The organism is Nocardia sp. NPDC004860, from assembly GCF_040609015.1.
GTDB lineage: Bacteria > Actinomycetota > Actinomycetes > Mycobacteriales > Mycobacteriaceae > Nocardia.
This window is the reverse complement of record NZ_JBEXJI010000018.1, coordinates 170988-192898: the sequence shown is the minus strand read 5'-3', so window position 1 is coordinate 192898 and position 21911 is coordinate 170988. Positions and strand designations below refer to the sequence as shown.

Annotated in this window: 21 protein-coding genes; 6 read left to right on the top strand and 15 right to left on the bottom strand. The window is 66.4% G+C overall.

Translation table 11 applies throughout. The features are described from left to right. Positions 1–135: 135 nt before the first annotated feature. The 3 genes from ABZV44_RS28875 to ABZV44_RS28865 are packed head-to-tail and all read left to right on the top strand — an operon-like array spanning position 136 to position 2124. Positions 136–453, top strand: coding sequence for a 2Fe-2S iron-sulfur cluster-binding protein (locus ABZV44_RS28875; protein ID WP_354842782.1), 318 nt, complete (start codon positions 136–138; stop codon positions 451–453). A gap of 4 nt (positions 454–457) precedes the next feature. Beyond that, complete coding sequence (locus tag ABZV44_RS28870) at positions 458–874, top strand: DUF2834 domain-containing protein (RefSeq protein WP_354842779.1); 417 nt, start codon at positions 458–460, stop codon at positions 872–874. Continuing rightward, entirely contained in the window at positions 871–2124 is a 1254-nt protein-coding gene (locus ABZV44_RS28865; RefSeq protein ID WP_354842776.1) for an FAD-dependent oxidoreductase, read from the top strand. Before ABZV44_RS28870 ends, ABZV44_RS28865 begins: the two co-directional genes overlap by 4 nt. A 69-nt stretch (positions 2125–2193) precedes the next feature. Here the strand turns inward: ABZV44_RS28865 and menB are convergent, their stop codons facing one another. From menB to ABZV44_RS28825, 8 genes are all read right to left on the bottom strand, one after another. Then, entirely contained in the window at positions 2194–3045 is an 852-nt protein-coding gene (gene menB / locus ABZV44_RS28860) for a 1,4-dihydroxy-2-naphthoyl-CoA synthase (protein WP_354842773.1), read from the bottom strand. A 111-nt stretch (positions 3046–3156) separates the two neighbouring features. Further along, the gene (locus ABZV44_RS28855; protein WP_354842770.1) at positions 3157–3915 is read right to left on the bottom strand and encodes an SDR family oxidoreductase; all 759 of its coding nucleotides are present in this window, start codon (positions 3913–3915) and stop codon (positions 3157–3159) included. Between the two features lie 38 nt (positions 3916–3953). Further along, on the bottom strand, positions 3954–4877 hold the full coding sequence (locus ABZV44_RS28850) for a hydroxymethylglutaryl-CoA lyase (protein ID WP_354842768.1): 924 nt from the start codon (positions 4875–4877) through the stop codon (positions 3954–3956). Between the two features lie 28 nt (positions 4878–4905). Further along, positions 4906–6138: an acetyl-CoA hydrolase/transferase C-terminal domain-containing protein gene (locus ABZV44_RS28845; RefSeq protein WP_354842765.1), complete on the bottom strand. Its 1233-nt coding sequence runs from the start codon at positions 6136–6138 to the stop codon at positions 4906–4908. Continuing rightward, positions 6135–7337: a thiolase family protein gene (locus ABZV44_RS28840; RefSeq protein ID WP_354842762.1), complete on the bottom strand. Its 1203-nt coding sequence runs from the start codon at positions 7335–7337 to the stop codon at positions 6135–6137. The genes ABZV44_RS28845 and ABZV44_RS28840 overlap by 4 nt, the downstream gene beginning before the upstream one ends. Next, positions 7337–8086 (bottom strand): SDR family NAD(P)-dependent oxidoreductase, encoded by a 750-nt coding sequence (locus ABZV44_RS28835; protein WP_354842759.1) that lies wholly within the window; start codon positions 8084–8086, stop codon positions 7337–7339. The genes ABZV44_RS28840 and ABZV44_RS28835 overlap by 1 nt, the downstream gene beginning before the upstream one ends. After that, positions 8086–9252, bottom strand: coding sequence for an acyl-CoA dehydrogenase family protein (locus ABZV44_RS28830; RefSeq protein WP_354842803.1), 1167 nt, complete (start codon positions 9250–9252; stop codon positions 8086–8088). Before ABZV44_RS28830 ends, ABZV44_RS28835 begins: the two co-directional genes overlap by 1 nt. Before the next feature lie 70 nt (positions 9253–9322). Beyond that, a complete protein-coding gene (locus ABZV44_RS28825) occupies positions 9323–10399 on the bottom strand; it encodes an acyl-CoA dehydrogenase family protein (protein ID WP_354842756.1) in 1077 nt (358 codons plus the stop codon). Between the two features lie 173 nt (positions 10400–10572). On the opposite strand from ABZV44_RS28825, the gene ABZV44_RS28820 reads away from it, so the two are divergent. Next, the gene (locus ABZV44_RS28820) at positions 10573–11292 is read left to right on the top strand and encodes a FadR/GntR family transcriptional regulator (protein WP_354842753.1); all 720 of its coding nucleotides are present in this window, start codon (positions 10573–10575) and stop codon (positions 11290–11292) included. Positions 11293–11396: 104 nt separating this feature from the next. Here the strand turns inward: ABZV44_RS28820 and ABZV44_RS28815 are convergent, their stop codons facing one another. Further along, on the bottom strand, positions 11397–13337 hold the full coding sequence (locus ABZV44_RS28815) for an AMP-binding protein (protein ID WP_354842750.1): 1941 nt from the start codon (positions 13335–13337) through the stop codon (positions 11397–11399). A 2-nt stretch (positions 13338–13339) separates the two neighbouring features. Further along, positions 13340–14515: an acyl-CoA dehydrogenase family protein gene (locus ABZV44_RS28810; protein ID WP_354842748.1), complete on the bottom strand. Its 1176-nt coding sequence runs from the start codon at positions 14513–14515 to the stop codon at positions 13340–13342. 81 nt (positions 14516–14596) lie between these two features. On the opposite strand from ABZV44_RS28810, the gene ABZV44_RS28805 reads away from it, so the two are divergent. Both ABZV44_RS28805 and ABZV44_RS28800 read left to right on the top strand, forming a co-directional pair. After that, positions 14597–15049, top strand: a complete 453-nt coding sequence (locus tag ABZV44_RS28805) for a MaoC family dehydratase N-terminal domain-containing protein (protein WP_354842745.1) — start codon at positions 14597–14599, stop codon at positions 15047–15049. Further along, positions 15046–15462: a MaoC/PaaZ C-terminal domain-containing protein gene (locus ABZV44_RS28800; RefSeq protein WP_354842742.1), complete on the top strand. Its 417-nt coding sequence runs from the start codon at positions 15046–15048 to the stop codon at positions 15460–15462. Before ABZV44_RS28805 ends, ABZV44_RS28800 begins: the two co-directional genes overlap by 4 nt. A 77-nt stretch (positions 15463–15539) precedes the next feature. On the opposite strand, the gene ABZV44_RS28795 is transcribed toward ABZV44_RS28800, so the two are convergent. The 5 genes from ABZV44_RS28795 to ABZV44_RS28775 all read right to left on the bottom strand — a co-directional run bounded on the left by ABZV44_RS28795 (position 15540) and on the right by ABZV44_RS28775 (position 21783). After that, the gene (locus ABZV44_RS28795; protein ID WP_354842739.1) at positions 15540–17189 is read right to left on the bottom strand and encodes an AMP-binding protein; all 1650 of its coding nucleotides are present in this window, start codon (positions 17187–17189) and stop codon (positions 15540–15542) included. A 121-nt stretch (positions 17190–17310) separates the two neighbouring features. Continuing rightward, positions 17311–18090, bottom strand: a complete 780-nt coding sequence (locus tag ABZV44_RS28790) for an enoyl-CoA hydratase/isomerase family protein (protein ID WP_354842736.1) — start codon at positions 18088–18090, stop codon at positions 17311–17313. Between the two features lie 24 nt (positions 18091–18114). Further along, the gene (locus ABZV44_RS28785) at positions 18115–19095 is read right to left on the bottom strand and encodes a zinc-binding dehydrogenase (protein ID WP_354842800.1); all 981 of its coding nucleotides are present in this window, start codon (positions 19093–19095) and stop codon (positions 18115–18117) included. A gap of 112 nt (positions 19096–19207) precedes the next feature. Further along, entirely contained in the window at positions 19208–20647 is a 1440-nt protein-coding gene (locus ABZV44_RS28780; protein ID WP_354842733.1) for an aldehyde dehydrogenase, read from the bottom strand. Between the two features lie 32 nt (positions 20648–20679). Next, positions 20680–21783: an NAD(P)-dependent alcohol dehydrogenase gene (locus ABZV44_RS28775; RefSeq protein WP_354842730.1), complete on the bottom strand. Its 1104-nt coding sequence runs from the start codon at positions 21781–21783 to the stop codon at positions 20680–20682. Positions 21784–21911: the final 128 nt, after the last annotated feature.

The window sequence follows — 21911 nt, the reverse complement described above, 5'->3', positions numbered from 1 at the left end:
CCTCCCCTTAGCTGGGGGGGGGGGGGGGTGGCGCGGCGGGGCCGGCCCCGCGCGTCGGCGGGGGGGGGGGGGGGGGGGGGGGGGCGGCCCCCCCCCCCACCGCCGATTTCATCGAAGAGAAAGTGCAACACCGCCATGGCTAAAGTCGTCTACCACCTGCCGGACGGAACCACGTCGGAGGTCGACGTCGATGCCGGACAGAGCATCATGAGTGGATCCGTCAACAACAACCTGCCCGGCATCGTGGCCGAGTGCGGTGGCAGCTGCGCGTGCGCAACCTGCCACGTGTTTCTCTCGGACGAGTACCGGGAACTGTTCGCGGAGCCGACCGACGAGGAAGCCGAACTCATCGAGTACCTCGACGGCGCGACCGACGAATCTCGGTTGTCCTGCCAGCTCATCGTGTCCGACACCCTGGACGAGATCCACGTCCGCGTGGCCGACAGCAGGTAATGCCGTGGCGAAACTGTGGAGTGGGTACCCGATGTCGATGAACCTGCGGCATGCGCTGTACCTCGGCGCCGGTGTCGCGGCGCTGCTGCTGACGTGGCCGCATGCGTTCGACTGGATGCGCGCGGGTGGGAACATCCTGAATCCGATCGCTTTCTTCGGGGATGCGATCGCCGCGGGCGGGACGGCCGCGTTCCTGAGTATCGACATGTTGATCGCCTGGGCGGTATTCATGGTCTGGGTGGTTTCCGACTGCGTGCGAATCGGTTTGGGCCCCAGGTGGGGTGTGTTCTTCGTGCTGCTGTCGTATATCGGGGTGTCCATGGCGTTCCCGGTGTACCTGGTTACCCGCGAACGTTTTCTGGACGCGCGCGACCGTAATGCGAGCCGGTCGGCGGATCCGGTCGAGGTGAAGTCCTCATGAGTTCGATCGAGGGAACCGTGGAACCTGTCGTCATCATCGGGGCCGGGCACGCTGGGGCCACGCTCGCGGGGTTGCTGCGTCAGCAGCGCTTCGCGGGGGCGATCACGGTGATCGGCGACGAGTCGCACGCGCCGTATCACCGGCCGCCGCTGTCGAAGAAGTTCACCGACGACTCGATGGTGCAGTGGCTCAAGCCGATCGAGTTCTACGCGGACAATGACATCGAACTATTGCTGGGTGTGCGCGCAGTGCGCATCGACCGGGATTCTCGTCAGGTGATCCTCGACAACGGTGACCACCGGAAATACGGCACCGTTGTCATCGCAACGGGTGCGACGCCCAGGATGATCCCGGTCCCGGGCGCGGATGCCGCGGGAGTGCTGACCCTGCGTACGATTCCCGACGCGCAGCAACTCGGTACGGCGCTCGATCGGACGAAGGCCCTCGCGGTGATCGGCGGCGGGTATGTCGGCATGGAGGTCGCGGCTGTCGCGCGGTCCAGAGGTATCGATGTGACAGTCGTCGAACGAGAAGACCGGATTCTGGCTCGTGTTGCGAGCCGGGAGCTTTCGCGGCGACTGACCGACTATCACGTTGCCCGTGGTACCCGTGTGGTCACGAACTTCGATGTTGCGGGATTCGAGACCACCGACGGGGACATCACGTCCGTGTTGTCCGGCGACGGCACCGCGATCGCGTGTGACCACGCTCTGATCGGAATCGGTGCGGTTCCCAATGTCGAACTGGCGCAACAGTGCGGGGTCCATTGCGACGGCGGCATCCTGGTCGATCGGGTCGGGCACACCAACGTGCCGGGCATCATGGCGATCGGCGACGTCACCCGCAGGCCGCACGATGCGCTCGACGGGCTCTACCGGCTCGAATCCATTCCGAGTGCGGTGGAACAGGCCAAACATGCCGCCGCAGCGATCGGCCGCGCTCATGGGGGAGCCCACGAGACCCCTTGGTTCTGGTCCGATCAGTTCGATCTGAAGCTGAAGATCGCCGGGTTGCTGGAGGAGGGGATCAGCACGATCGCGAGGGAGGGCGAGGTGCCTGGCTCCTTCGGATTGTTCCACCTGCGTCCGGACCGGACCGTGTGCGCGGTCGAGACGGCGAACAGCCCGAAGGACTTCATGGCCGGGAAGAAGCTGATTTCCGAACGGATTCCGGTCGATCCGACGCTGCTGGCCGATGAGAGCGTGCCTCTCCGCGACATCATGGCGGCGGGGGAGAAGGCGCGTAGCTGATCGTGCCGTCACGGGCCGAACGGCGCACCGCCCCGGAGGATCCGGGGCGGTGCGCTGCAACGTGGAAACCTATGCGCGCCTGGGGAACCGCTCGAATTCGGGCCGCCGCTTCTCCTTGTACGCCTCCCGCCCCTCCTTGGCCTCCTCGGTGGCGTAGAAGAGCAGGTTCGCGTCATGCGCCAGTTGCTGAATCCCGGAGAGCCCGTCCTCGGCGGCATTGAAGCTGGCCTTCATGAGGCGCAGGGCGAACGGCGACATCTGCAGCATCTCGCGGCACCAGGCGACGGTCTCGCGCTCCAGCTCCGCCACCGGGACAACGGTATTGACAAGTCCCATGTCGAGCGCCTGTTGCGCGCTGTACTGGCGGCAGAGGAACCAGATCTCCTTCGCCTTCTTGACGCCGACGAGTTCGGCGAGCAGCCCCGCGCCGAATCCGCCGTCGAAGGAACCGACCTTCGGGCCCACCTGGCCGAACCGGGCGTTGTCGGCGGCAATGGTGAGGTCGCACACCAGGTGCAGAACGTGGCCACCGCCGATCGCGTAGCCGGCGACCATCGCGACGACCGGCTTGGGCAGGCGCCGGATCTGGATCTGCAGGTCGGTGACATGGAAGCGGCCCACGCTGCGGGCGTCGCGCGGCTCGGTCAGATATCCGGTATCACCGCGGACCCGCTGATCGCCGCCGGAGCAGAACGCGTCGGTGCCTTCGCCGGTGAGCAGGATGACGCCGACCGAGGAGTCCTCGCGAGCGTCGATCAGGGCGTCGGAGATCTCCATCAGGGTCTGGGGGCGAAACGCATTGCGAACCTCGGGCCGGCAGATGGTGATCTTCGCGATGCCGTCGCCGCTGTGCTCGTAACGGATGTCGTCGTATTCGCCTACCTGGGACCAGGTCACGTGTTCGTCGGTTGTCGTGGACATGGGTGGGAGAGTCCTTCCATCGGAGTTGACGTCGTTGTCGGCGCCTATAGACGGGAAAGGCTCCGACCGGTGAGAGGGAAACCGGTCGGAGCCTTATTCAGTTGGTCCTGCTCACGCCATGGTGAGGCCGCCGCTCACCGACAGGGTCTGGCCGGTGATGTAATCGGTTGCGTCCGAAGCGAAGAACGCGACCGCCGCGGCCACATCGCTGGGCTGGGCGAGCCGCTTCATCGGCACGTTGCGGGTCATGCCGGAGATGACCTTCTCGGCGTCCTGACCGGCATTGTCGGCGAACTTGCGCAGCGCCGGGGTGTCGGTCGGGCCGGGGCACACGGTGTTGGCGGTGACGCCCTTGGTGGCGACCTCACGAGCGAGAGTCTTGGTGAAGGCGATGGTGCCGCCCTTGGCTCCGGAGTAGACGGCCTCCAGAGAAGATCCCACGCGGCCGGCGTCCGAGCCGATATTGATGACCCGGCCCCAGCCACGCTCGATCATCCCGGGCACGACCGCCTGGGTGACCCGCAGCATGCCCTTGAAGTTGATGTCCAAGATGCGGTCCCAGAAGTCCTCGGTGGTGTCGACGAACTTCATGAAGTCGTCCCAGCCCGCGTTGTTCACCGCGATCTCGACCGGCCCGAGCTGCTCGGTGACGGCCTTGACGGCGGCCTGCACCGACGCAGTATCGGTCACATCGACCTGGACGGCGACGGCGGTGCCGCCCTCGGCGGTGATCTCGGCCGCGGTGGCCTCGGCGGCGGCCAGATTGAGGTCGGCGACCGCGACGCGGAATCCGCTGGCGCCCAGCGTCTTCGAGATACCCTTGCCGATGCCCTGGGCACCGCCGGTGACGAATGCGACTCGATTGGTCATGTTCACTACTCCGTTGTGTTGTCGGTGACCGATGGAATTCAGTTGGCGGCGCGGTGCCAGTCGATGGGACCCGCGACGATCGAGTGGCTGGTGAGCTTGCGCCCCAGCACGTTCTGCGCTTCCAGCGCGGCCAGAATCATCTTCGGGAGGTCGATGCCGGTCTCGACACCCATCTCGTGGAACATGCTGACCAGATCCTCGGTGGCGATATTGCCGGTCGATCCAGCGGGCACCGGACAACCGCCCAATTCTCCGAAGCTGGACTCGAAGCTGGTGCACCCGGCCTGCAAGGCGGCATAGGCATTGGCCAGACCCTGGCCACGGGTGTTGTGGAAATGCGCGGTGACCTCGACGCCCGGCAGCCGTTCCAGTGCGGCGGCGAAGAACTCCGCGGCATAGGCGGGATTGCACATGCCGGTCGTGTCCCCGAACCCGATCTCGGTGGCTCCGGCGGCGGCGAATCGCTCGGCGATGTCGAGCACTCGCGACATCTCGACCCTGCCCTCGTAGGGGCAGCCGAAGGAGGTGGCGACGACGGCCGCGCAGCGCAGCCCTTCGTCGACGATTCGCTTGGCCATGACATCGTTGTCGGCCATCGACTCGGCGACGGTTCGATTGACGTTCTTCTTGTTGTGTGTCTCCGACGCGCTGACGAAGATCGCCACCTCGTGGAACTTGTCACGCACCTCGAGTGCGTTCTCCAGTCCACGCGTGTTCGGAACCAGCACCATCAGCGAGACATCATCGGGTACGTCGATCTCGTCGAGCACCGTCGCACCATCGGACAATTGGGGAATCACATCGGGGCGAACGAAACTCGCGACCTCGATCCGCTTCACCCCCGATTGCCCGAGCGCATTGATCAGCCGGATCTTGTCGGGCGTCGGGATATGTTCCGGTTCGTTCTGGAAACCGTCGCGGGGACCGACTTCCCGGATGTGTACCTGCTTGGGGTGTGTCATTTCGAAGGATCCTCTTCCTTTGTGCCCGTCAGGATCTGAGGTCGTGCGCGGCACGCTCGAGTCGTTCGCGGTGTTCGGGTGCGGACACCGCGATCAACTGCCGTGCGCGGCCGGCCAGGTCGAGGCCGCGCAGCTTGGCGATGCCGTATTCGGTGACCACGAAATCGACATCGGTGCGGGCGGTCGTCACCGAGCCGTATTCGAGCTCAGCCTTGATGTTCGATTCGCCCTTCCGCGCGGCCCGCAAGGCGATGATCGAGCGTGCGCCAGTGAGGGAGGCGGCTCTGGTGAAGTCGGTTTGGCCGCCGACGGCTCCGGCGTAGATGTTGCCGCGGCGTTCTGCACCCACCTGCCCGGTCAGGTCGACCTCGATGGCGGAGTTGATGGACACGAACGATCGCAGTCCGGCCAGCACGACGGGGTCGTGGGTATAGCTGGCGGGCCGGAAGTCGACGGGCATGGAGCTCACCCGGTCGTACAGCTTGGACGTGCCGATGGCGGTACCGGTGACCACTGTGCCCGCATCGATCTCCTTGCGTGCGCCGGTCAGGACGCCCGTGTCGATGAGGCGCAGTACCGCATCGGAGATCATGCCGGAATGCATGCCGAGATCTGCGTGGCTCTCCAGCGCGGAAAGCACTGCGGCCGGCAGTGTTCCGATGCCGATCTGAATGGTGTCGCCATCGCGGACCAGGCTTGCCACGTGATCGGCGATCCGTCGTTCCACCTCGTCGGGTTCACGTTCGGGTATCTCCAGCAGCGGCCGGTCGGTCTCGATCACCGCGGCGAAGCGGCTCAGCGGAATCTTCGGCGCGCCTCGGGTGACCGGCATCCGGCGGTTGATCTCGGCGATCAGCACCGGTGTGTGCTCGATCGCGTCGGCGATGTAATCGACTCCGATCCCCAGCGAACAGTTTCCGTCCGCGTCCGGGGGCGAAACCTGCAGCAGCCCGACGTCGCTGGGCAACGCGCCTTCCGCGAAGAGCCTCGGCAGCGCCGAATAGTGGCACGGCACAATGTCGAGCAGGCCGAGCTTGCTCAGCCGCCACAGGTCGCCGAGGCCTCCGTAGGAGGTCACCGCCAGCTCCGGCGCAGGCAGGTGGGCGATCGCCCGATTCCAGGTGAGACCCACGAAGGCGCGCACGGGCCCGATCTGGGTGATCTGCTCGAGCAGGGCGTTCACCAGCGGAGTCGGCTCGGCGCCCGCCTGGTTCCACCAGACGCCCGAGCCCGCCCGGATATGCGGCCGCAGATCGATCATCTGTCGACCCGCTGAACCAGCGTGGCAGTGCCGAGCCCGCCACCGCAGCACATGGTGACCAGACCGAATTCCTTATCGCGGCGCGCCAATTCGGCAACGATGGTCGCGATCAGCCGGGAGCCCGTCGCGCCGACCGGATGGCCGAGGGCGATGGCGCCGCCATTGACGTTGACCCGGTCCATATCCGGCTTCAGTTCCCGCTCCCAGGCGAGGACGACGGAGCTGAACGCCTCGTTGACCTCGAACAGATCGATGTCGTCGATCGTCATCCCGTTGCGTTCGAGGATCTTGTGCGTGGCGGGGATCGGCCCGGTCAGCATGATGATGGGATCGACGCCGACGGTGGTCTGGTCCACGATCCGAGCTCGGGCCCGAAGACCGTGCGCGGCAACGGCTTCCCGGGAGGCGAGCAGCACGCCGGCCGCACCGTCGCAGATGGGCGATGAGCTGCCCGCGGTGATCCGGCCGTTCTCACGGAACACGGTCTTCAGCTTCGCGAGTGCCGCCCTGTCGGTTCCGGGTCGCACCGTCTGGTCGGAGGTGCGGACCTCGCCGTCGAGCTCGAGTGGAATCATCTCCTCGTCGAAGCGTCCGGCCTCGATGGCGGCGGCGGCCAAAGCGTGTGAGCGGACGGCGAACTCGTCCATCTCATCGCGTGTGATGCCCCACGTGTCCGCGATCAGTTCGGCGCTTTCTCCCTGATTCACGAAGGAATACAGTTCGCGCAGCTCCGGCGGCCAGGGATCGCCGTACAACTCGGAGATCTTCGCGGGGGAGTTCATCGGGACGTGACCCATGTGCTCGACACCGCCCGCGATGACGAGATCGTGGGTGCCGGACCCGATCAGAGCCGCGGCCATCTCGACGGCGGTCTGCGCGGACCCGCATCGCCGGTCCAGCGTCACCGCGGGAACCTCGGCCGGGTACCCCGATTGCAGCCAGGCATTGCGGCCGATGTTGCGCGACTGCTCGCCGAAGGGCGCGGTGCAGCCGATCACCAGGTCCTCCACCGCCACGGGTGGAATTCCGCTGCGGCGGATCAGATCTCGGTACACCGCGGACAGGATCGCGTTGGGATGCGTGTCGCGGAACCAGCCCTTGTCCGGATGCGATCGGCCGATCGGCGTCCGTACCGCCTCGGCGATGAGCACCTCGCGCGCTGTCCGCCGGAATGGACCCGCATTCTTCGATGTGGTCATCAGATCACCGTCCCGCCGTCGACAGGCAGCACCTGTCCTGTGATGTAGGAGCCTGCGTCGGAGGCGAAGAAGACGAAGCTCGCCGCGATCTCGCTCGGCTCGGCCCAGCGCCCCAGCGGAATTCGCGCCAGTGTCTTGGCCGCCAGCTTCTCGTTCGAGCGGATGTTCTCGGTCATGGCGGTCGCCGCGAGCGGCGCGATCGCATTGGCGGTGATCCGCCGCCTGGCCAGTTCCTTGGCCAGCGATTTGGTGAGGCCGATGATGCCGGCCTTGGCCGCACCGTAGTTCGCCTGGCCGATGGTGCCGGTGAGCCCGGCGGCCGACGTCACATTGATGATGCGCCCGGTGCCGTCGTCGGGGAGATAGTCCAGCGCCGCCTTGCTGCAGACGAACGAACCAAGAAGGTGAATATCGACGATCCGGGAGAACGCCTCCTGCTCCAGGTTCTGGAACATGGCCGGAGCGGTCGCGCCCGCGTTGTTCACCAGAATGTTGAGCGTGCCGTCATTGAGGGCAGCGGCCTGCGCGGCGGCCTTGGCCGCCTGCTCGGCGTCGCGCACGTCCAGGATCGCGGACTGTGCGGTACCGCCCGCGGCGACGATGCGATCGGCGACCGCGGCGGCCGCATCGCCGTTGACGTCCGTAACCAGCACTGCGGCACCCGCTTTCGCGAAGGCCTCGGCCACGGCCGCGCCGATGCCGCTACCCGCGCCGGTGAGTAGGGCCGATCGTCCGGTGAGTTCGAACATCAGTAGCTCCTCGGCAGGCCGAGCACGTGCTCGCCCAGGTAGTTGAGCACCATCTCCTGACTGAGCGGTGCGATGCGGGTGAGCCGGGCCTCGCGGAAGTACCGCGCGACGTGGTACTCCTCCGAGTAGCCCATCCCGCCGTGGGTCTGCAGGGCACGGTCGGCGGCTTGGAAGCCGGCGTCGGCGCACAGGTACTTGGCCGTATTGGCCTCGCGGGCACACGGTTTGCCGTTGTCGTAGAGCCAGGTCGCCTTGCGCAGCACGAGTTCGGCGGCGTCCAGCCGGGCGAGGGAGTCGGCGAGCGGGAACTGCACGCCCTGGTTCATGCCGATGGGCCGCCCGAACACGTGGCGTTCCTTGCCGTACTGGGTGGCCCGCCGCAGGGCGGCGCGGCCGATGCCGAGCGCCTCCGAGGCGACCAGCATCCGCTCCGGGTTCAGGCCGTCCAGGATGTACTTGAAGCCCTTGCCTTCCTCGCCGACCCGGTCTTCGACCGGGATCTCGAGGCCGTCGATGAACAGCTCGTTGGAGGTGACGGCATTGCGGCCCATCTTCTTGATGGGGCGGATGTCCACCTTCGCGCGATCGAGATCGGTCAGGAACAGCGTCAGTCCGTCGGTCTTCTTCTTGACGTCCTCGAACTTGGTGGTCCGAGTCAGCAAGAGGACCTTTTCGGACTCCACCGCCTTGGAGATCCACACCTTGCGGCCGTTGACGATGTACTTGTCGCCCTCGCGCCGGGCGAAGGTGGTGATCCGAGTGGTGTCCAGGCCGGCGCCCGGCTCGGTGACGCCGAAGCATACGTGCAGGTCGCCCTCGACGATGCGGGGGAGCGTGCGCTGCTTGAGTTCCTCGGAGCCGTGCACGATCACCGGGTGCATACCGAAGATGGACAGGTGCATCGAGCTGGCGCCGTTCATGCCGGCACCGGATGCCGCCACTTCCTCCAGCAGCAGCGATGCCTCGGTGATGCCGAGACCGTGGCCGCCGTACTCCTCCGGAGTGGTGATGCCCAGCCAGCCGCCTTTGGCGAATGCGTTGTAGAACTCGGTGGGGAACTCGTGGGCCGAGTCCTTCTCCACCCAGTACTGCTCGTCGAATTTCCCCGCGAGTTCGCGCACCGCGTCGCGAATCGTCTGTTGATCCTCTGTCAGATCGAAGTCCACCGCACACGTCCCGTCGGTCACTGATAGGTCTTTGGACCAAATGTACAAAAGGACTGACCAAATAGCAATCTCATGAAGCCGCTGGCAGCAGCGGCAGCAGATCGGCCAGGCGCTCGTTCCACGCCGCGGCCGAGCCGAACAGCTGGGCATCGAGCTTGGCGCGCTTGTAGTAGAAGTGCAGGTCGTGCTCCCAGGTGTAGCCGACCGCGCCGTGCAGGGTCAGCGCACTGTCGGCCGCGGCGACCGCGGACGCGGTCACCTGCGCCTTCGCCACGGCGGCATGGATCGCACACTGCGGGTGTCGCTCCTGGACCGATTGCGCAGCGAAGTAGACGATCGAGCGGGCGGCTTCGACGGACACCAACATCGTTGCGGCGGAGTGCTTTACTGCCTGGAAAGAGCCGATCGGCGCGCCGAACTGCTGCCGCGTCTTGCTGTAGCTCACCGCCAGGTCGAGCATCCGTTCCATGGCGCCCAGCGCGTCGGCGGAGATCAGGACCGCGGCCCGCAGCGCGACATCGGCCAGCGCGGATTCCGCGTCGGCGTCGAGCAGGGTCCCCGCCGCACCGGTCAGTGTTACATCGGCGGCGCGGCGTGAGCGGTCCAGCAGGTTTCTCGGTGCGACCGATACCGCATCAGCGGTGGCGTCCACGAGATGGAGCCGGACACCCTCGGGGCCCCGGGCGGGCACGATCAGGAGCGACGCCCGTTCGGCGCCGAGAACGGTGGCGACCTCGCCGGATATCGAGCCGTCCTCGGCCACGCGGAACGGCGCGGCAGCGTCGGCCGCACGCGAGGCATCCACCGCGAGAGCGGCGGTGATCTCGCCGGACAAGACGCGCTCCGCTGTCTCCGCGGGCAGCAGCGGCGCCGTCAGCGCTGCGCAGAGCCAGGCGGTCGAGGGTGCCGCGTGCCGCCCCAATTCTTCTGCGGCAAGGGCGAGTTCGAGCAATCCGCCGCCCTGTCCGCCCAGCGATTCGGGCAGTCCGACGCTGGCCCAGCCTTCTTCGGCGAACTGTTTGTCGAAGGCCGATGACTCGCCGGAATCCAGCAATTTCCGAACGGATTCGGCGGACGCGAACCGATCCAGCCAGCCCGCGAAGGATTCGCGGAACAGTTCCTGTTCTTCCGTCAGTTCCCAGCGCATGCCTTGATCCTTTCGATCGTGATGCGGACTACGCTCCGCGCAGTCCGGGTGAAAAGGGGGCGGATGTTATATTGAGGTCTGACCCTTAGACCAGAGAACGGGGGCATGTGATGCCGAACGCCGCAGCAAGCGGAGGAACGACGAACCGGCGCTCCGCCATTCAGCTGCAGCCGATGGCGGTTCCGAAGGCGTCGGACGTGCTGGCCACCGAATTGCGGGAACGCATCCTCAGTGGCGAATTCGTGGACAATACCCCCCTGCCGCCCGAACGAGAACTCGTCACCCAGACGGGAATGAGCCGCACCACCGTGCGAGAAGCGTTGCGGATCCTCGAGGTTCAGGGATTCGTGCGTATCAAGGCGGGCCGCAACGGCGGCGCGTTCGTGCGGCGCCCGGGTGAGCAGTCGATGGCCGACTCGGTCGCGCTGCTGATCCGCGGGCAGCAGATCCGGCTGGCCGCCCTGCTCGAGACCCGCGAGGCGATCGAACCGTTCTGCGCGCAGCTGGCCGCGGCCAACCGCACCGACGCCGATCTGGTCGCACTGGGTGCGGCCAACGACGCCATCGCCGACGCCGGCACCGATCTGGACAAGTTCCTGCAGGCGAACGTCGACTGGCATGTCGCGGTCTCGGCGGCCAGCCACAACGAACTGCTGACCGGCCTGATGATCGCACTGTCCCGGGCGATCTACACCGCCACGGCCAATGAGGGTTTCGTCGACGAGGAGGTGCGGGCCACGACGTTGCGCGCGCACCGCTCGGTGACCAAGGCGATCCGCGATGGTGACCCGGATGCCGCGGCGCGCCGCATGTCCCGGCACGTGCACACCTATGCGAAGGCCGTCCTCGAATTCGAGAAGCGCACCGAGATCCCGCTCGAAAACGAGGGCTAGCGCACGTTCCCGGCCGGGATCCACCATGTCCGAGTGGATCCCGGCCGCGAGTGCGCCGGGATGACGACGTTTCGTCGGCATCCCGGCACGGCGGGGATTCGCGCTCACTGACCGCCACCGACGACGGCACGGATCTCGTCGAGCGACTCCGGGTTCTCGGCGCCGGACATGTCTCCGGGATCGGTACCCAGCGCCGCCGCGCGAATGGCGCGGCGCATGATCTTGGCCGAGCGTGTCTTGGGCAGTCGCGTTACCTGGTGAACGGCGCTGGGCGCGAACGGCTTTCCCAGTTCGTCGGCCACGATCTTCGCCAGCTCCGAGGAGACGTCCGCGGTGTACCCGGGCCGCGGGACCCAGAAGGCCCACACGGTTTCGCCCTTCTTGGGGTCGGGGACACCGATCGCCGCCGCCTCGGACACCGCCGGGTGGGTGGCCATCGCCGCTTCGACCTCCGCGGAGGCCAGGCGCTTTCCCGCCACGTTCATCACATCGTCCGAGCGGCCGCGGATGTACCACTGACCGTCCGCGTCCACGAGTGCGTAGTCGCCGTGGCGCCACATTCCGGGGAAGTCGGACCAGTAGGCCTCGAGGTAGCGCTGTTCGTCCTTCCAGATGCCTCGGGTCATCGAGGGCCAGGGCTGGCGGCAGACGAGTTCGCCGGGCTCGCCGCGGACCGGGGCGCCGGTGTGGTCGACCACGTCGACGTCCATGCCGAGCGACGGGCCGCCCAATGAGCAGCTGCGGATGGGCTCCACCGGGTACGGCGCGAGGAACGAGCCGCCGACCTCGGTGCCGCCGGAGAAGTTGATCACCGGAACGCGGCCGCCGAAGACATCGCGGGCCAGCCATTCGTAGGAGTCGGGGTCCCAGGGCTCGCCCGTCGAGCCCAGCGTGTGGACCGAGGACAGGTCGATATCGTCGACTGTTGTTGCGGCACTGGTCCGCAACGTTCGGATCAGAGTGGGGGAGACGCCGAGCATGGTGACCCGGTGCCGTTCGGCGAGGTGCCACAGTCGATTCAGATCGGGGACGTCCGGGGAGCCCTCGTAGAGCACCAGGGTGCCGCCATTGGCGTGGGTGCCGATGATGGACAGCGGACCCATGATCCAGCCCATGTCGGTGATCCAGCAGAAGACGCCGCCGGGACCGAGATCGAACGAGTACGCGACCTCGCTCGCGGTCTTGACCAGGAAGCCGGCGTGCGTGTGCACCGCGCCCTTGGGTTTGCCGGTGGTGCCGGAGGTGTAGGCCAGCAGCAGCGGTTCGGTGGCGTCGAGGGCCTCGCTCGCCACCGGAGTCGTGCCGGACACGAGCAGGTCGTGCCACGCGGTTTCCCGATCGCCCAGCCGGATCGGATCACCCGCGTTCTCGACCACCACGACCCGATCCACGGACGAGCAGCTGGTCAACGCCTCGTCCAGCGCGGGCTTCATGGCGATCTTCTTGCCGCGGCGGATGGTTCCGTCCGCGGTGATGATCACCTTCGCTGCGGCGTCCTGGATGCGCGAGGCGATCGCGTTCGCGGCGAAGCCCGAAAACAGCGGAACCAGAACGGCTCCCAGATGTGCGATCGCGTACACAGCGACCACGGCCTCCGGGATCATCGGCAGGTAGACGGCCACGGTGTCGCCCTTGCGCACACCGAGTGCGTGCAGACCGGCCGCGCAATCGGCGACGGTGCGAGCCAGCTCCCGATAGGTCATCGCCCGGACGGACCCGTCCTCGGATTCGTGAACGACGGCAATACGATCGGCCGCTTCCTCGTTCCGCATCCAGCGGTCCAGGCAGGCGTCGACGATATTGAGCCGGCCCCCGACGAACCAGTCCGGATGCTCGATCCCCTTGGAGATGTCGAGCACCTCGGTGTACGGCTCGCGGAAGGGCAGGCCGAGATCGCGCACGACCGCGTCCCAGTACCACGAAACGTCCGTTACCGACCGTGCCCGCAGTTCGGAAAGCGTTGTCAGACCGTTGTTTCGCGCCAACCTGGTGACATTCGCGGCGTCGATGTACTCGGGTGTCGGCAGCCAGGTGTAGTCGGTCACGGTCAGCTCCTCGGCATGTCGAGCATGCGTTCGGCAACGATGTTGCGCTGGATGAAGGTCGATCCCCCGGCAATGGCAGTGCCGCGAGCCTGGTACGCCAGGCGCAGCCACTTGGCGGCGTGCTGGTGTTCGTCCTCGGCGGCGAGTTGACCACCGAGGGGTTCGAGCGAGAGCCGGAAATCGGTGAGGTCCTCGACGAGCGGGCAGAAGTACAGCTTGCCGATGGAGGTCACGGGCCCGGGCGGTCCGTCGGCCGCGGCGAGGGTGATCACCCGCTGGCCGATCAGGTAGTGCACCAGTGCGCGCCCGTAGAGGTCGGCGATCTTCTGGCGCACGGTCGGGCTCTGTCCCAACGGCTTTCCCGAATCGTCCGTCATCGTGGCGATGTCGGTGATCAGCTCGTCCACCGCGCGTTTGGTATTCACCCGGCCGGTTGCAATCGCGACCCGCTCATAGGCCAGCGTGCCCATCGCGACCTTCCAGCCGCCGTCCACCGCACCGACGACGAGATCGTCGGGAATGAAGACATCGTCGAGGAAGACCTCATTGAATTCGGCCTCACCGAGCATGTGCGGCAGTGGCCGGACCTGGACGCCGGGGCTGTCCATCGGCAACAGGAAGAAGGTGATGCCCTTGTGCCGCGGTCCGCCGCCGGTGCGGGCGAGCAGAATCGCGTGCGCGGCGATATGGGCACGGCTGGTCCAGATCTTCTGGCCGTTGATCTGCCACCCGCCGTCGACCTTGGTGGCCTTGGTGCGCAATGAGGCGAGATCGGAGCCGGCTTCGGGCTCGGAGAACAGCTGGCACCAGATCTCCTCACCGGTGAGGATCGGGCGGAGAAAACGTTCCTTCTGCGCGTCGGTACCGAAGTCGATGATGGTCGGCCCCGCGAAATCCTCGCCGATGGTATTCAGCCGCTCGGGAGCCCCGGCCCGATCGAGTTCCTCGGTGAAAATTGCCCGCCGGATGGCGTCCGCGCCCTGCCCGCCGAACTCCTTCGGCCAGGACAGCCCGGCGTATCCGGCGTCGAACAACAGCTGCTGCCACCGCTGCCAGAACGGGACTTTGCCGACCAGGTCCACGGGTTCGGGCCACGGCAGGGTGGGCAACGTCTCGGCCAGCCAGTGCCGGACTTCGCCGCGGAACTGCGCCTCATCCGGGGAATCGGCAAGGTTCATGGTTGATTCTCCTCCGTTTGCTGGTGCAATAATACTATAGGTCAGTCCAAATACGGAGAGTGGTGACGGGAGAGTGGACAGATGGCGGAGACGACGCTCGGGATGATCGTCGATCGGGTGGAATACGAGGTCGAACGGGGCAAAATCGGCGAGTTCAGCCGAGCGACCCGGACCGAGAACGCGGTGCATCGAGACCCGGTGGCCGCCGCGGCCGCGGGCTTCGAGCGCGTCCCCGCGACGCTCACCCACAGCGTGGTCGCCGGCCACTATCGCGACCAAGCCGGTTTCGTGGCGGCGCTCGGGCTGGAACTGAGCCGGATCGTGGTGGGCTCGGTGAAGTGGAAGTACCTGCGGCCGTTGGCCGCCGGTGATTCGCTGCGTGGTGTTCGAACCGTCGTCGGTGACGAAACCAGGGCCGGCAAGCGGGGCGGCGCAATGCGGGTCGTGACGCTCGAGACCGATTATCGGGATGGGGCCGGCGACACGGTGTTGACGGTTCAGGAAGTGCTGATCGAGAGAGGAAAGAACGCATGAGATCGCCCGTGAGAGTGCTGGTGGGACAGACGCATCAGGAACGCACAATCGGACCCTTGACACTGACCGACGTGGTCCGGTTCGCCGGGGCCGGTGGCGATTTCAACCCACTGCACCATGATTCCGAATTCGTCACCGCCGCAGGATTTCCCGCGATCGTGTCGATGGGCCAGTTGCAGGCCGGGATGCTGGCCGGCTGGCTTTCCGATTGGGTCGGCGTCGAACATGTGCGGGAGTACGAGATCCGGTTCGTGGCACCGGTATTCGTGGGCGATGTGCTGACTTTCGGCGGAAAGGTCTCCGCGATCCGGCAGCAGGGTGTCGAACGGCTGGCGACGATCGAACTGTCGGCAGCCAAGGGTGATGGCACCGCGGTGGTGCTCGGCAAGGCGGCCGTTGTGGTGGACGGATGAGCTCGATCGACGGCTGAATCCGCTGGCAGGCAAGAGCAATGGGCGGTGACCGGGTGTGGTCACCGCCCATTGCCGGTTCACGCCTCGAGTTGCTCGGCGATGCGGGCGCGCAGAATGTGCTTCTGAATCTTGCCGGTGGCCGTCATCGGAAGCTCCTCGACGATCTCCAGGCGTTGGGGGACCTTCTGGATGGCCAGGCCGGCGTCGAGCAGGTACTTCTTGATCTCCTCGAGCGTGAGCGGAGCCGCCGGATCGGCGGGAACCAGATAGCAGCAGACCGCCTCGCCCAGTTTCGGATCCGGCATGCCGACCACCGCGACACCGTGGACTGCGGAATGTGCGGTCAGCAGGTCTTCGATCTCGCGGACGCTGATATTGAGACCGCCCCGGATGACGATGTCCTTGGTGCGACCGCTGACTCGGACGAACCCGTCGGCGTCCATGAACCCCAGATCCCCGGAGCGCGAGTAGCCCTCCGGAGTGAACAACGCGGCCGTTTCCTCGGGCTGGCTCAGGTACTCGAGCATGTGCGAAGCACCCTTGAACGCGATGTCGCCTTCCTGTCCGTGCGGGACCTCAGCGCCGGCCGGGTCGACGATCTTCACCGAGAGCATCGGCAGGGCGTGACCGTCGGAGGTCACCGAGCGGCGCGGATCGTCGTCGACGGTGCAGACGGTGGTGACGAGGTTCTCCGAGCGTCCGTACAGACTCAGAATCCGCATATCGGGGAACAGCCTGGTGCCTCGTTCGACGATGCTGCCGGGAATCGGCGAGCCCGCGCAGACCCAGACCCGCATACTCGAGATGTCGTCGATGCCGGGATCGTATGCGTCCATCAGCATTTGGAGGAAGGCGGTGGCGCAGACGACCGAGGTGCAGCCGTGCTTCTGGATCTGCGCGATCCCGCGCCTGGGCTCCCACGCTTCCATCAGATATGTCGAGGCGCCGTGCAGCAGCGGCATGATGACGCTGGTCACCAGACCGGTCGAGTGGGTGATGGGTGAGGGGCCGAACTGGACGTCGTCGGCTGTATAGCCGAGGGCTTTCCCCAGCAACCGAGATGCGCACGCATAGGTGTTGAAAGTGTGCACACACCCCTTCGGGCGGGAGGTGGTGCCGCTGGTGTACACGATGACGAAGGGCGCGTCGGGCCCGGCGTCCGGGCCGAGTTCGGCTGCGGCCTCGGCCGATTCGATGTCGGCCAGGAGCGATTCGAAGCGCAGCACATTGTCTTGGGTATCGGTGCCGCGGAGCACCACGACGTCCTGGAGTTCGGGCAGTTCGCCGCGCAGCTCCTGGTACATGCCGAGATAGTCGAACTTCTTGAAGCTCTGGGGACAGATGGCCAGCCGGACCCCGGCATTGGCCAGTACATAGCCGACCTCGTCGCGGCGATAGATCGGCATGATCGGCACGAGGATTGCGCCGATCCGGGACAGCGCCACGGCGATGACCACGAACTCCGACCAGTTCGGAACCTGAGCCGACACCCGGTCACCGCGTCCGATACCCCGGCGCCGCAGGCCGACGGCCAGGCGCAGCGCCTGCGTGCGCAGCTCCGCGAAGGTGAGCGTGGAGGCGTCGTCGATGACGAAGGCTCGATCGGGATTCGCGGCGGCCTGGGCGTCGAGGACTTCGAACAGATTCTCGGTGTGCCACTGCCCGGTGGCGTAGAAGTGCCGGATCTCCTCTTCGGAGAAACGGTCGGTCACCGTGGCGATCGTCATGGGAGGGGCCCTTCTGAAGCAGCTTTACGGCTGTGCGGCGTTGACGCCTACATTCGGACTGATAATAGAATGGTCTGACCTAATGGTCAATGGCGGGCTGTGAACCGGAACACACGCCGATTCAGCGCATCGTCCACTGCGGATCGCGCTTCTCGCGGAAGGCCGAGACGCCTTCGCGGATGTCCTCGGTGGTGAATGCGAGGGCCAACTGGGCCTGCAGCGCCTTGAGCGCCTCGGGCAACGACAGGTCCCGGGTCGCGTTGATGGCGTCCTTGCCGAGTCGCATGAGCAGCGGGGATTTCTGCGCCAGCCGATGGGCCCAGGACCGGACCGTTTCATCGAACTGTTCCGCCGGAATCACGCGGTTGACGATGCCGAGTTCGAGTGCCTCGGCCGCGGTGATCTTGTCGCCCAGCATCATCAGTTCATTGGCCCGCATACGTCCGATGTTCCGGTAGATCAATGCCGAGATCATGAAGGGAAAGACGCCGACATTGATTTCGGGGCAACCGAAGTGGACCGATTCTTTGGCCAGGACGAGATCGCAGGCCAGTGCCAGGCCGAAGGCGCCGGCCAGCACATCGCCGTTGGCGGCACAGATCACCGGCTTGCCGAGACCGCCGATGAGTTCGTACAGGCGTGGAAAGCGATCCAGTCCGGCGTACTTCTGGATGGTCGGGGTCTCGCCTGCGAAGGCCTTGAGATCCCCGCCCGCCGAAAAGATCCGGTCGTGGGAGGACGTGAGGACGACGACTCGGACCGAATCCGCCGCGCGGGCGCGTTCGAATGCCGCGATCAGATGATCGAGCATGTCGTCACCGAGCGCATTGCGGCTCTCCGGATGGTCGAGCGTGATGACGGCGACGTTGCCCTCGTGCTCGTAGCGCACCATGGATTGCATTGGCGTCCCTTCGGGAAAACGGGCTCAGCCGATGCTGAGCACGACTTTGCCGAAACCGGTTCCGGCTTCGAGGAATTCGTGAGCATGACGGGCTTCGTCGAGCGGGAAGACCGTGTTGACGGGCACCGGGGCGACATCGTGGGTGTCGAGCAGGTGCAGCAGGCCCGTGAAATCGCGCGGGCTGCCCATCGTGGTGCCGATCAATTCGTACTGGCCGAAATAGAACGGGCGGATGTCCAAGGCTGCAGTCTCGCCGCGGGACGCTCCCAGCACGACCAGGCGCCCGCCGGGGCGGAGGGCCGCCAGCGACTGCGCCCAGGTGCCCACCGAATCCAGCACGAGGTCGAAACCTCCTGCGCCCTCACATGATTCGCGGGCCGCCTCGGGCCATGCGGGATCGGTGTACAACACGCCGCCGCGGGCGCCCAGGGTTACCGCCTGTGCGATCTTGGCTTCCGACGAGGAGGTCACGGTCACCGTGGCGCCGACCGCCGCGGCGAGCTGTACCGCCATTGTCGCGACCCCGCCGCCGGCGCCCAGTACCAACAGGTTCTCACCGGCGCGCAGACGACCCCTGGTGAACAGCGCGCGATAGACGGTCAATCCGACCAGCGGTAGCGCGGCCGCGTGTTCCCAAGTGAGTTTCGATGGCTTCGGTGCGACGCATTCGACTGGGACGCGGACCAATTCGGCATAGGTGCCGCGCTCGTGATCGCCGAGTATCTGCCAGTCCCGCCCGGGGGCGGAATCATCCGGTCCCCAACGCAGGGACGGCAGAATGATCACTTCTTCACCGGTATCGGTGCGGATGCCCGCGCCGTCCGCGCCCAGCACGTGCGGCAGCGGGGAGCCGTACCTGCCCTGGCGTACCAGTACGTCGTGCCAGTTGAGTGCGGCGGCCTTCAATCGCACCGTGACCCAGCCCGGTTCGGGGGTCGGATCCGGCGTCGATTGCAGCCGCAGCACACCGGGGTCGCCGAACTGGTCGAGCAAAACTGCCTGCACCATGCCTCCTATGGTCGTACCATTAGACCTTAACTGATCGAACTGCGGTGGAACAACCCAAACCAGGGTGAGTGTCTAATAGGTCCGACCATATGGAGATATGGTTGCAGGGCTACCTCACGTCGAGGTAGATGCTCTTCGCGTACTGATAGCCGCTCAGGCCCTCCGGGCCCAATTCGCGGCCCATGCCACTGGACTTGATGCCGCCGAACGGCGCGGTTGGGTCGTTGACGTAACCATTGACACCGATGGATCCGGTGGCGATCCGCCGCGCGAACCGTGCACCGCGTTCGGGATCCGCGGTCCAGACCGAACCGCCCAGACCGTAATTCGAGCCGTTGGCGATCGCCACGGCCTCGGCCTCATCGGTATACGGGATGACAGACAGCACCGGGCCGAAGATCTCCTCCCTGGCAATGGTGTGGCCCGGGTCGACGTCGGCGACGATGGTCGGCTCCACGAACCAGCCACGGTCGCCGGGCCGGCCACCGCCGGTGGTGATCCGCCCGCCGTCGGACCGGCCCTTTTCGATGAACCCCTCGACACGGTCGCGCTGGCGCGCCGAGACGAGCGGGCCCATCTGGGTCGTCTCGGCAAGCGGGTCGCCCACCACGATGCCCTTGGCGAGGGCGGTGATCGTATCGACGATCTCCGCGTATCGGGACCGGGGCGCGAGTACCCGGGTGCCGAGCCAGCAGATCTGACCATTGTTCAGTAGTGTTGCGCCGAAGAACGATTCGAGATTCTCCGACAATTGCGCGTCGTCCAGCACGATGGCGGCGGATTTTCCGCCCAGTTCCAGAGTGACCGGGCGCAACAGCTCGCCGCAGGTGCGGGCGATATCCCGGCCCGCACCTGTCGATCCCGTGAACGAGACCTTGTCGATGCCGGGATGACTGACCAGGTACGCGCCGAGTTCCCGCCCGCCCGGCACCACATTGAGCACGCCCGGCGGAAGCCCGGCCGCGATGGCGGCCTCGGCCATCAGGAACGCGTCGAGCACTGTCTCCGGCGAGGGCTTGAGCACCACGGTGCAGCCGGCGGCCAGCGCGGGGGCGATCTTGAGGAAAGTGATGGCCTGCGGGACGTTCCAGGGCACGATCGCGCCCACGACGCCGATCGGGGACTTGGTGACCACGGTGGATCCGCCGAGCATGCCGGGCCGGACGTCATCGAGCTGGTTGGCGACCAACTGGCCGTAGTAGAGCAGCAGCATGGCCGGGAATCCGGCCTCGAATTGCCGGGCCAGCGTAATGGGCATGCCGTTCTGGCTGCTCACCCGTCGCGCGGTCTCCTCGCCGCGCTCCTGCAGCTGCGCAGCGAACGCCTCGAGGGCCCGGGCGCGCTGGGCGGGCTCCCACGCGGCCCAGCCGGCCGGATCGTCGAAGGCGATGCGCGCGGACGTGACAGCGCTGTCGATGTCGGCCTCGGTGCCCTCGGGCACCGATCCGATTCGTTCTTCGGTCGCGGGTGAGATCACCGGGATGACCGAATCGCCGGCGGGTTGCGACCAGCCGCCACCCACATACAGATCTTGGTAGTCGATCGTCATTGGTCTTGTCCTTCTTGCTGATTCGGATTCGTTCAGTCGTGCACGAGCACGGGCTTGAGGACTTCGCCGCGGTGCTGCGCCTCGATGGCGTCGTTGATCTTGGCGAAGGGGAACGTGGTCACCAGCTTGTCGATCGGGAATCGTCCGGACCGGTAGAGCTCGATCAGCTCGGGCATGAAGCTGTCGGGATCGCTGTCGCCCTCGACGATGCCGGTGACGGTGATGCCGAGAACGAGTGCTTCGAGAATGCTCAGTGGGAGGGTCGCCGTGGGATCCGCTGGGACGCCGATCAGTCCGAGTTTGCCGTGGAAGGTCATCGATTTGATGAGGCTTCCGATCACCGCGGGCAGGCCGGAGGTGTCGATCGCGTAGTCGACACCGGCCGGGAGGATGGCCCGGACCTGCTCCTCGACCGGGCCGTCCGCCGGATTCACGACGTGAGTCGCGCCCAGTTCGAGGGCCAGCGTCCGGCGCGACTCGTGCGGTTCGACGACGATGATGGTGGCGCACTCGCGCACGGCCGCGGCCATGACCGCTGACAGTCCGACCGAGCCCGCACCCGCGACGAGCAGCGCCGAGCCGGGGCGGCAGTCCAATGACCGCAGTACCGCGCCTGCTCCGGTCTGGATACCACAGCCGATCGGGGCGATGATCGCGGCGGGGACATCGTCGGGGACCTTCACGACATTGCGTTCCCACGCCAGGCTGTACGTCGCGAACGACGACTGCCCGAAGAACAGCCCTGTCACCGATTCCCCGTCCGCGGACAGCGGGCCGGTGCCGTCGGGCCGCAATCCGGAGTAGTTGAGCGGCATGAAGTTATGGCAGTAGGACGGCGAGTCGGCCACGCACGCGGGGCACGTCCCGCAGCTGGCGAAGGTGATGCCGACGCGATCACCGGGAGCCACCTTGGTGACGCCCGCGCCGACAGCCTCGACGACGCCGCAACCCTCGTGGCCCAGGACGGCGGGCAGAGACACCGGAATCGCACCGTCACGGGTGGCGATGTCGGTGTGACAGATGCCGACCGCTTCGACGCGAACCAATACCTCGCCGGCCTGCGGCCCGTCGAGTGTGAGGGATTCGAGGGTGAATTCGGTCTGTGGTGCTCGAGCCACCGCGGCCAGTATTTCCATGATCTGATCCTTCGGGTGTGAGGCCGGGAGCCTGCTGCGCCGGCATGAATGGGGCCGTCCCGCGCGACATCACGCAGGGCGGTACCCGGGGTGGTTGTCGCACGAGCCGGGAGTGCACCCAGCGTCGC

Coding starts and splice junctions, on each gene's coding strand:
- ABZV44_RS28875 (WP_354842782.1), top strand. CDS start 136: ATGGCTAAAGTCGTCTACCACCTGCCGGACGGAACCACGTCGGAGGTC.
- ABZV44_RS28865 (WP_354842776.1), top strand. CDS start 871: ATGAGTTCGATCGAGGGAACCGTGGAACCTGTCGTCATCATCGGGGCC.
- menB (WP_354842773.1), bottom strand. CDS start 3,045: ATGTCCACGACAACCGACGAACACGTGACCTGGTCCCAGGTAGGCGAA.
- ABZV44_RS28855 (WP_354842770.1), bottom strand. CDS start 3,915: ATGACCAATCGAGTCGCATTCGTCACCGGCGGTGCCCAGGGCATCGGC.
- ABZV44_RS28850 (WP_354842768.1), bottom strand. CDS start 4,877: ATGACACACCCCAAGCAGGTACACATCCGGGAAGTCGGTCCCCGCGAC.
- ABZV44_RS28845 (WP_354842765.1), bottom strand. CDS start 6,138: ATGATCGATCTGCGGCCGCATATCCGGGCGGGCTCGGGCGTCTGGTGG.
- ABZV44_RS28840 (WP_354842762.1), bottom strand. CDS start 7,337: ATGACCACATCGAAGAATGCGGGTCCATTCCGGCGGACAGCGCGCGAG.
- ABZV44_RS28835 (WP_354842759.1), bottom strand. CDS start 8,086: ATGTTCGAACTCACCGGACGATCGGCCCTACTCACCGGCGCGGGTAGC.
- ABZV44_RS28825 (WP_354842756.1), bottom strand. CDS start 10,399: ATGCGCTGGGAACTGACGGAAGAACAGGAACTGTTCCGCGAATCCTTC.
- ABZV44_RS28820 (WP_354842753.1), top strand. CDS start 10,573: ATGGCGGTTCCGAAGGCGTCGGACGTGCTGGCCACCGAATTGCGGGAA.
- ABZV44_RS28810 (WP_354842748.1), bottom strand. CDS start 14,515: ATGAACCTTGCCGATTCCCCGGATGAGGCGCAGTTCCGCGGCGAAGTC.
- ABZV44_RS28805 (WP_354842745.1), top strand. CDS start 14,597: ATGGCGGAGACGACGCTCGGGATGATCGTCGATCGGGTGGAATACGAG.
- ABZV44_RS28800 (WP_354842742.1), top strand. CDS start 15,046: ATGAGATCGCCCGTGAGAGTGCTGGTGGGACAGACGCATCAGGAACGC.
- ABZV44_RS28795 (WP_354842739.1), bottom strand. CDS start 17,189: ATGACGATCGCCACGGTGACCGACCGTTTCTCCGAAGAGGAGATCCGG.
- ABZV44_RS28790 (WP_354842736.1), bottom strand. CDS start 18,090: ATGCAATCCATGGTGCGCTACGAGCACGAGGGCAACGTCGCCGTCATC.
- ABZV44_RS28780 (WP_354842733.1), bottom strand. CDS start 20,647: ATGACGATCGACTACCAAGATCTGTATGTGGGTGGCGGCTGGTCGCAA.
- ABZV44_RS28775 (WP_354842730.1), bottom strand. CDS start 21,783: ATGGAAATACTGGCCGCGGTGGCTCGAGCACCACAGACCGAATTCACC.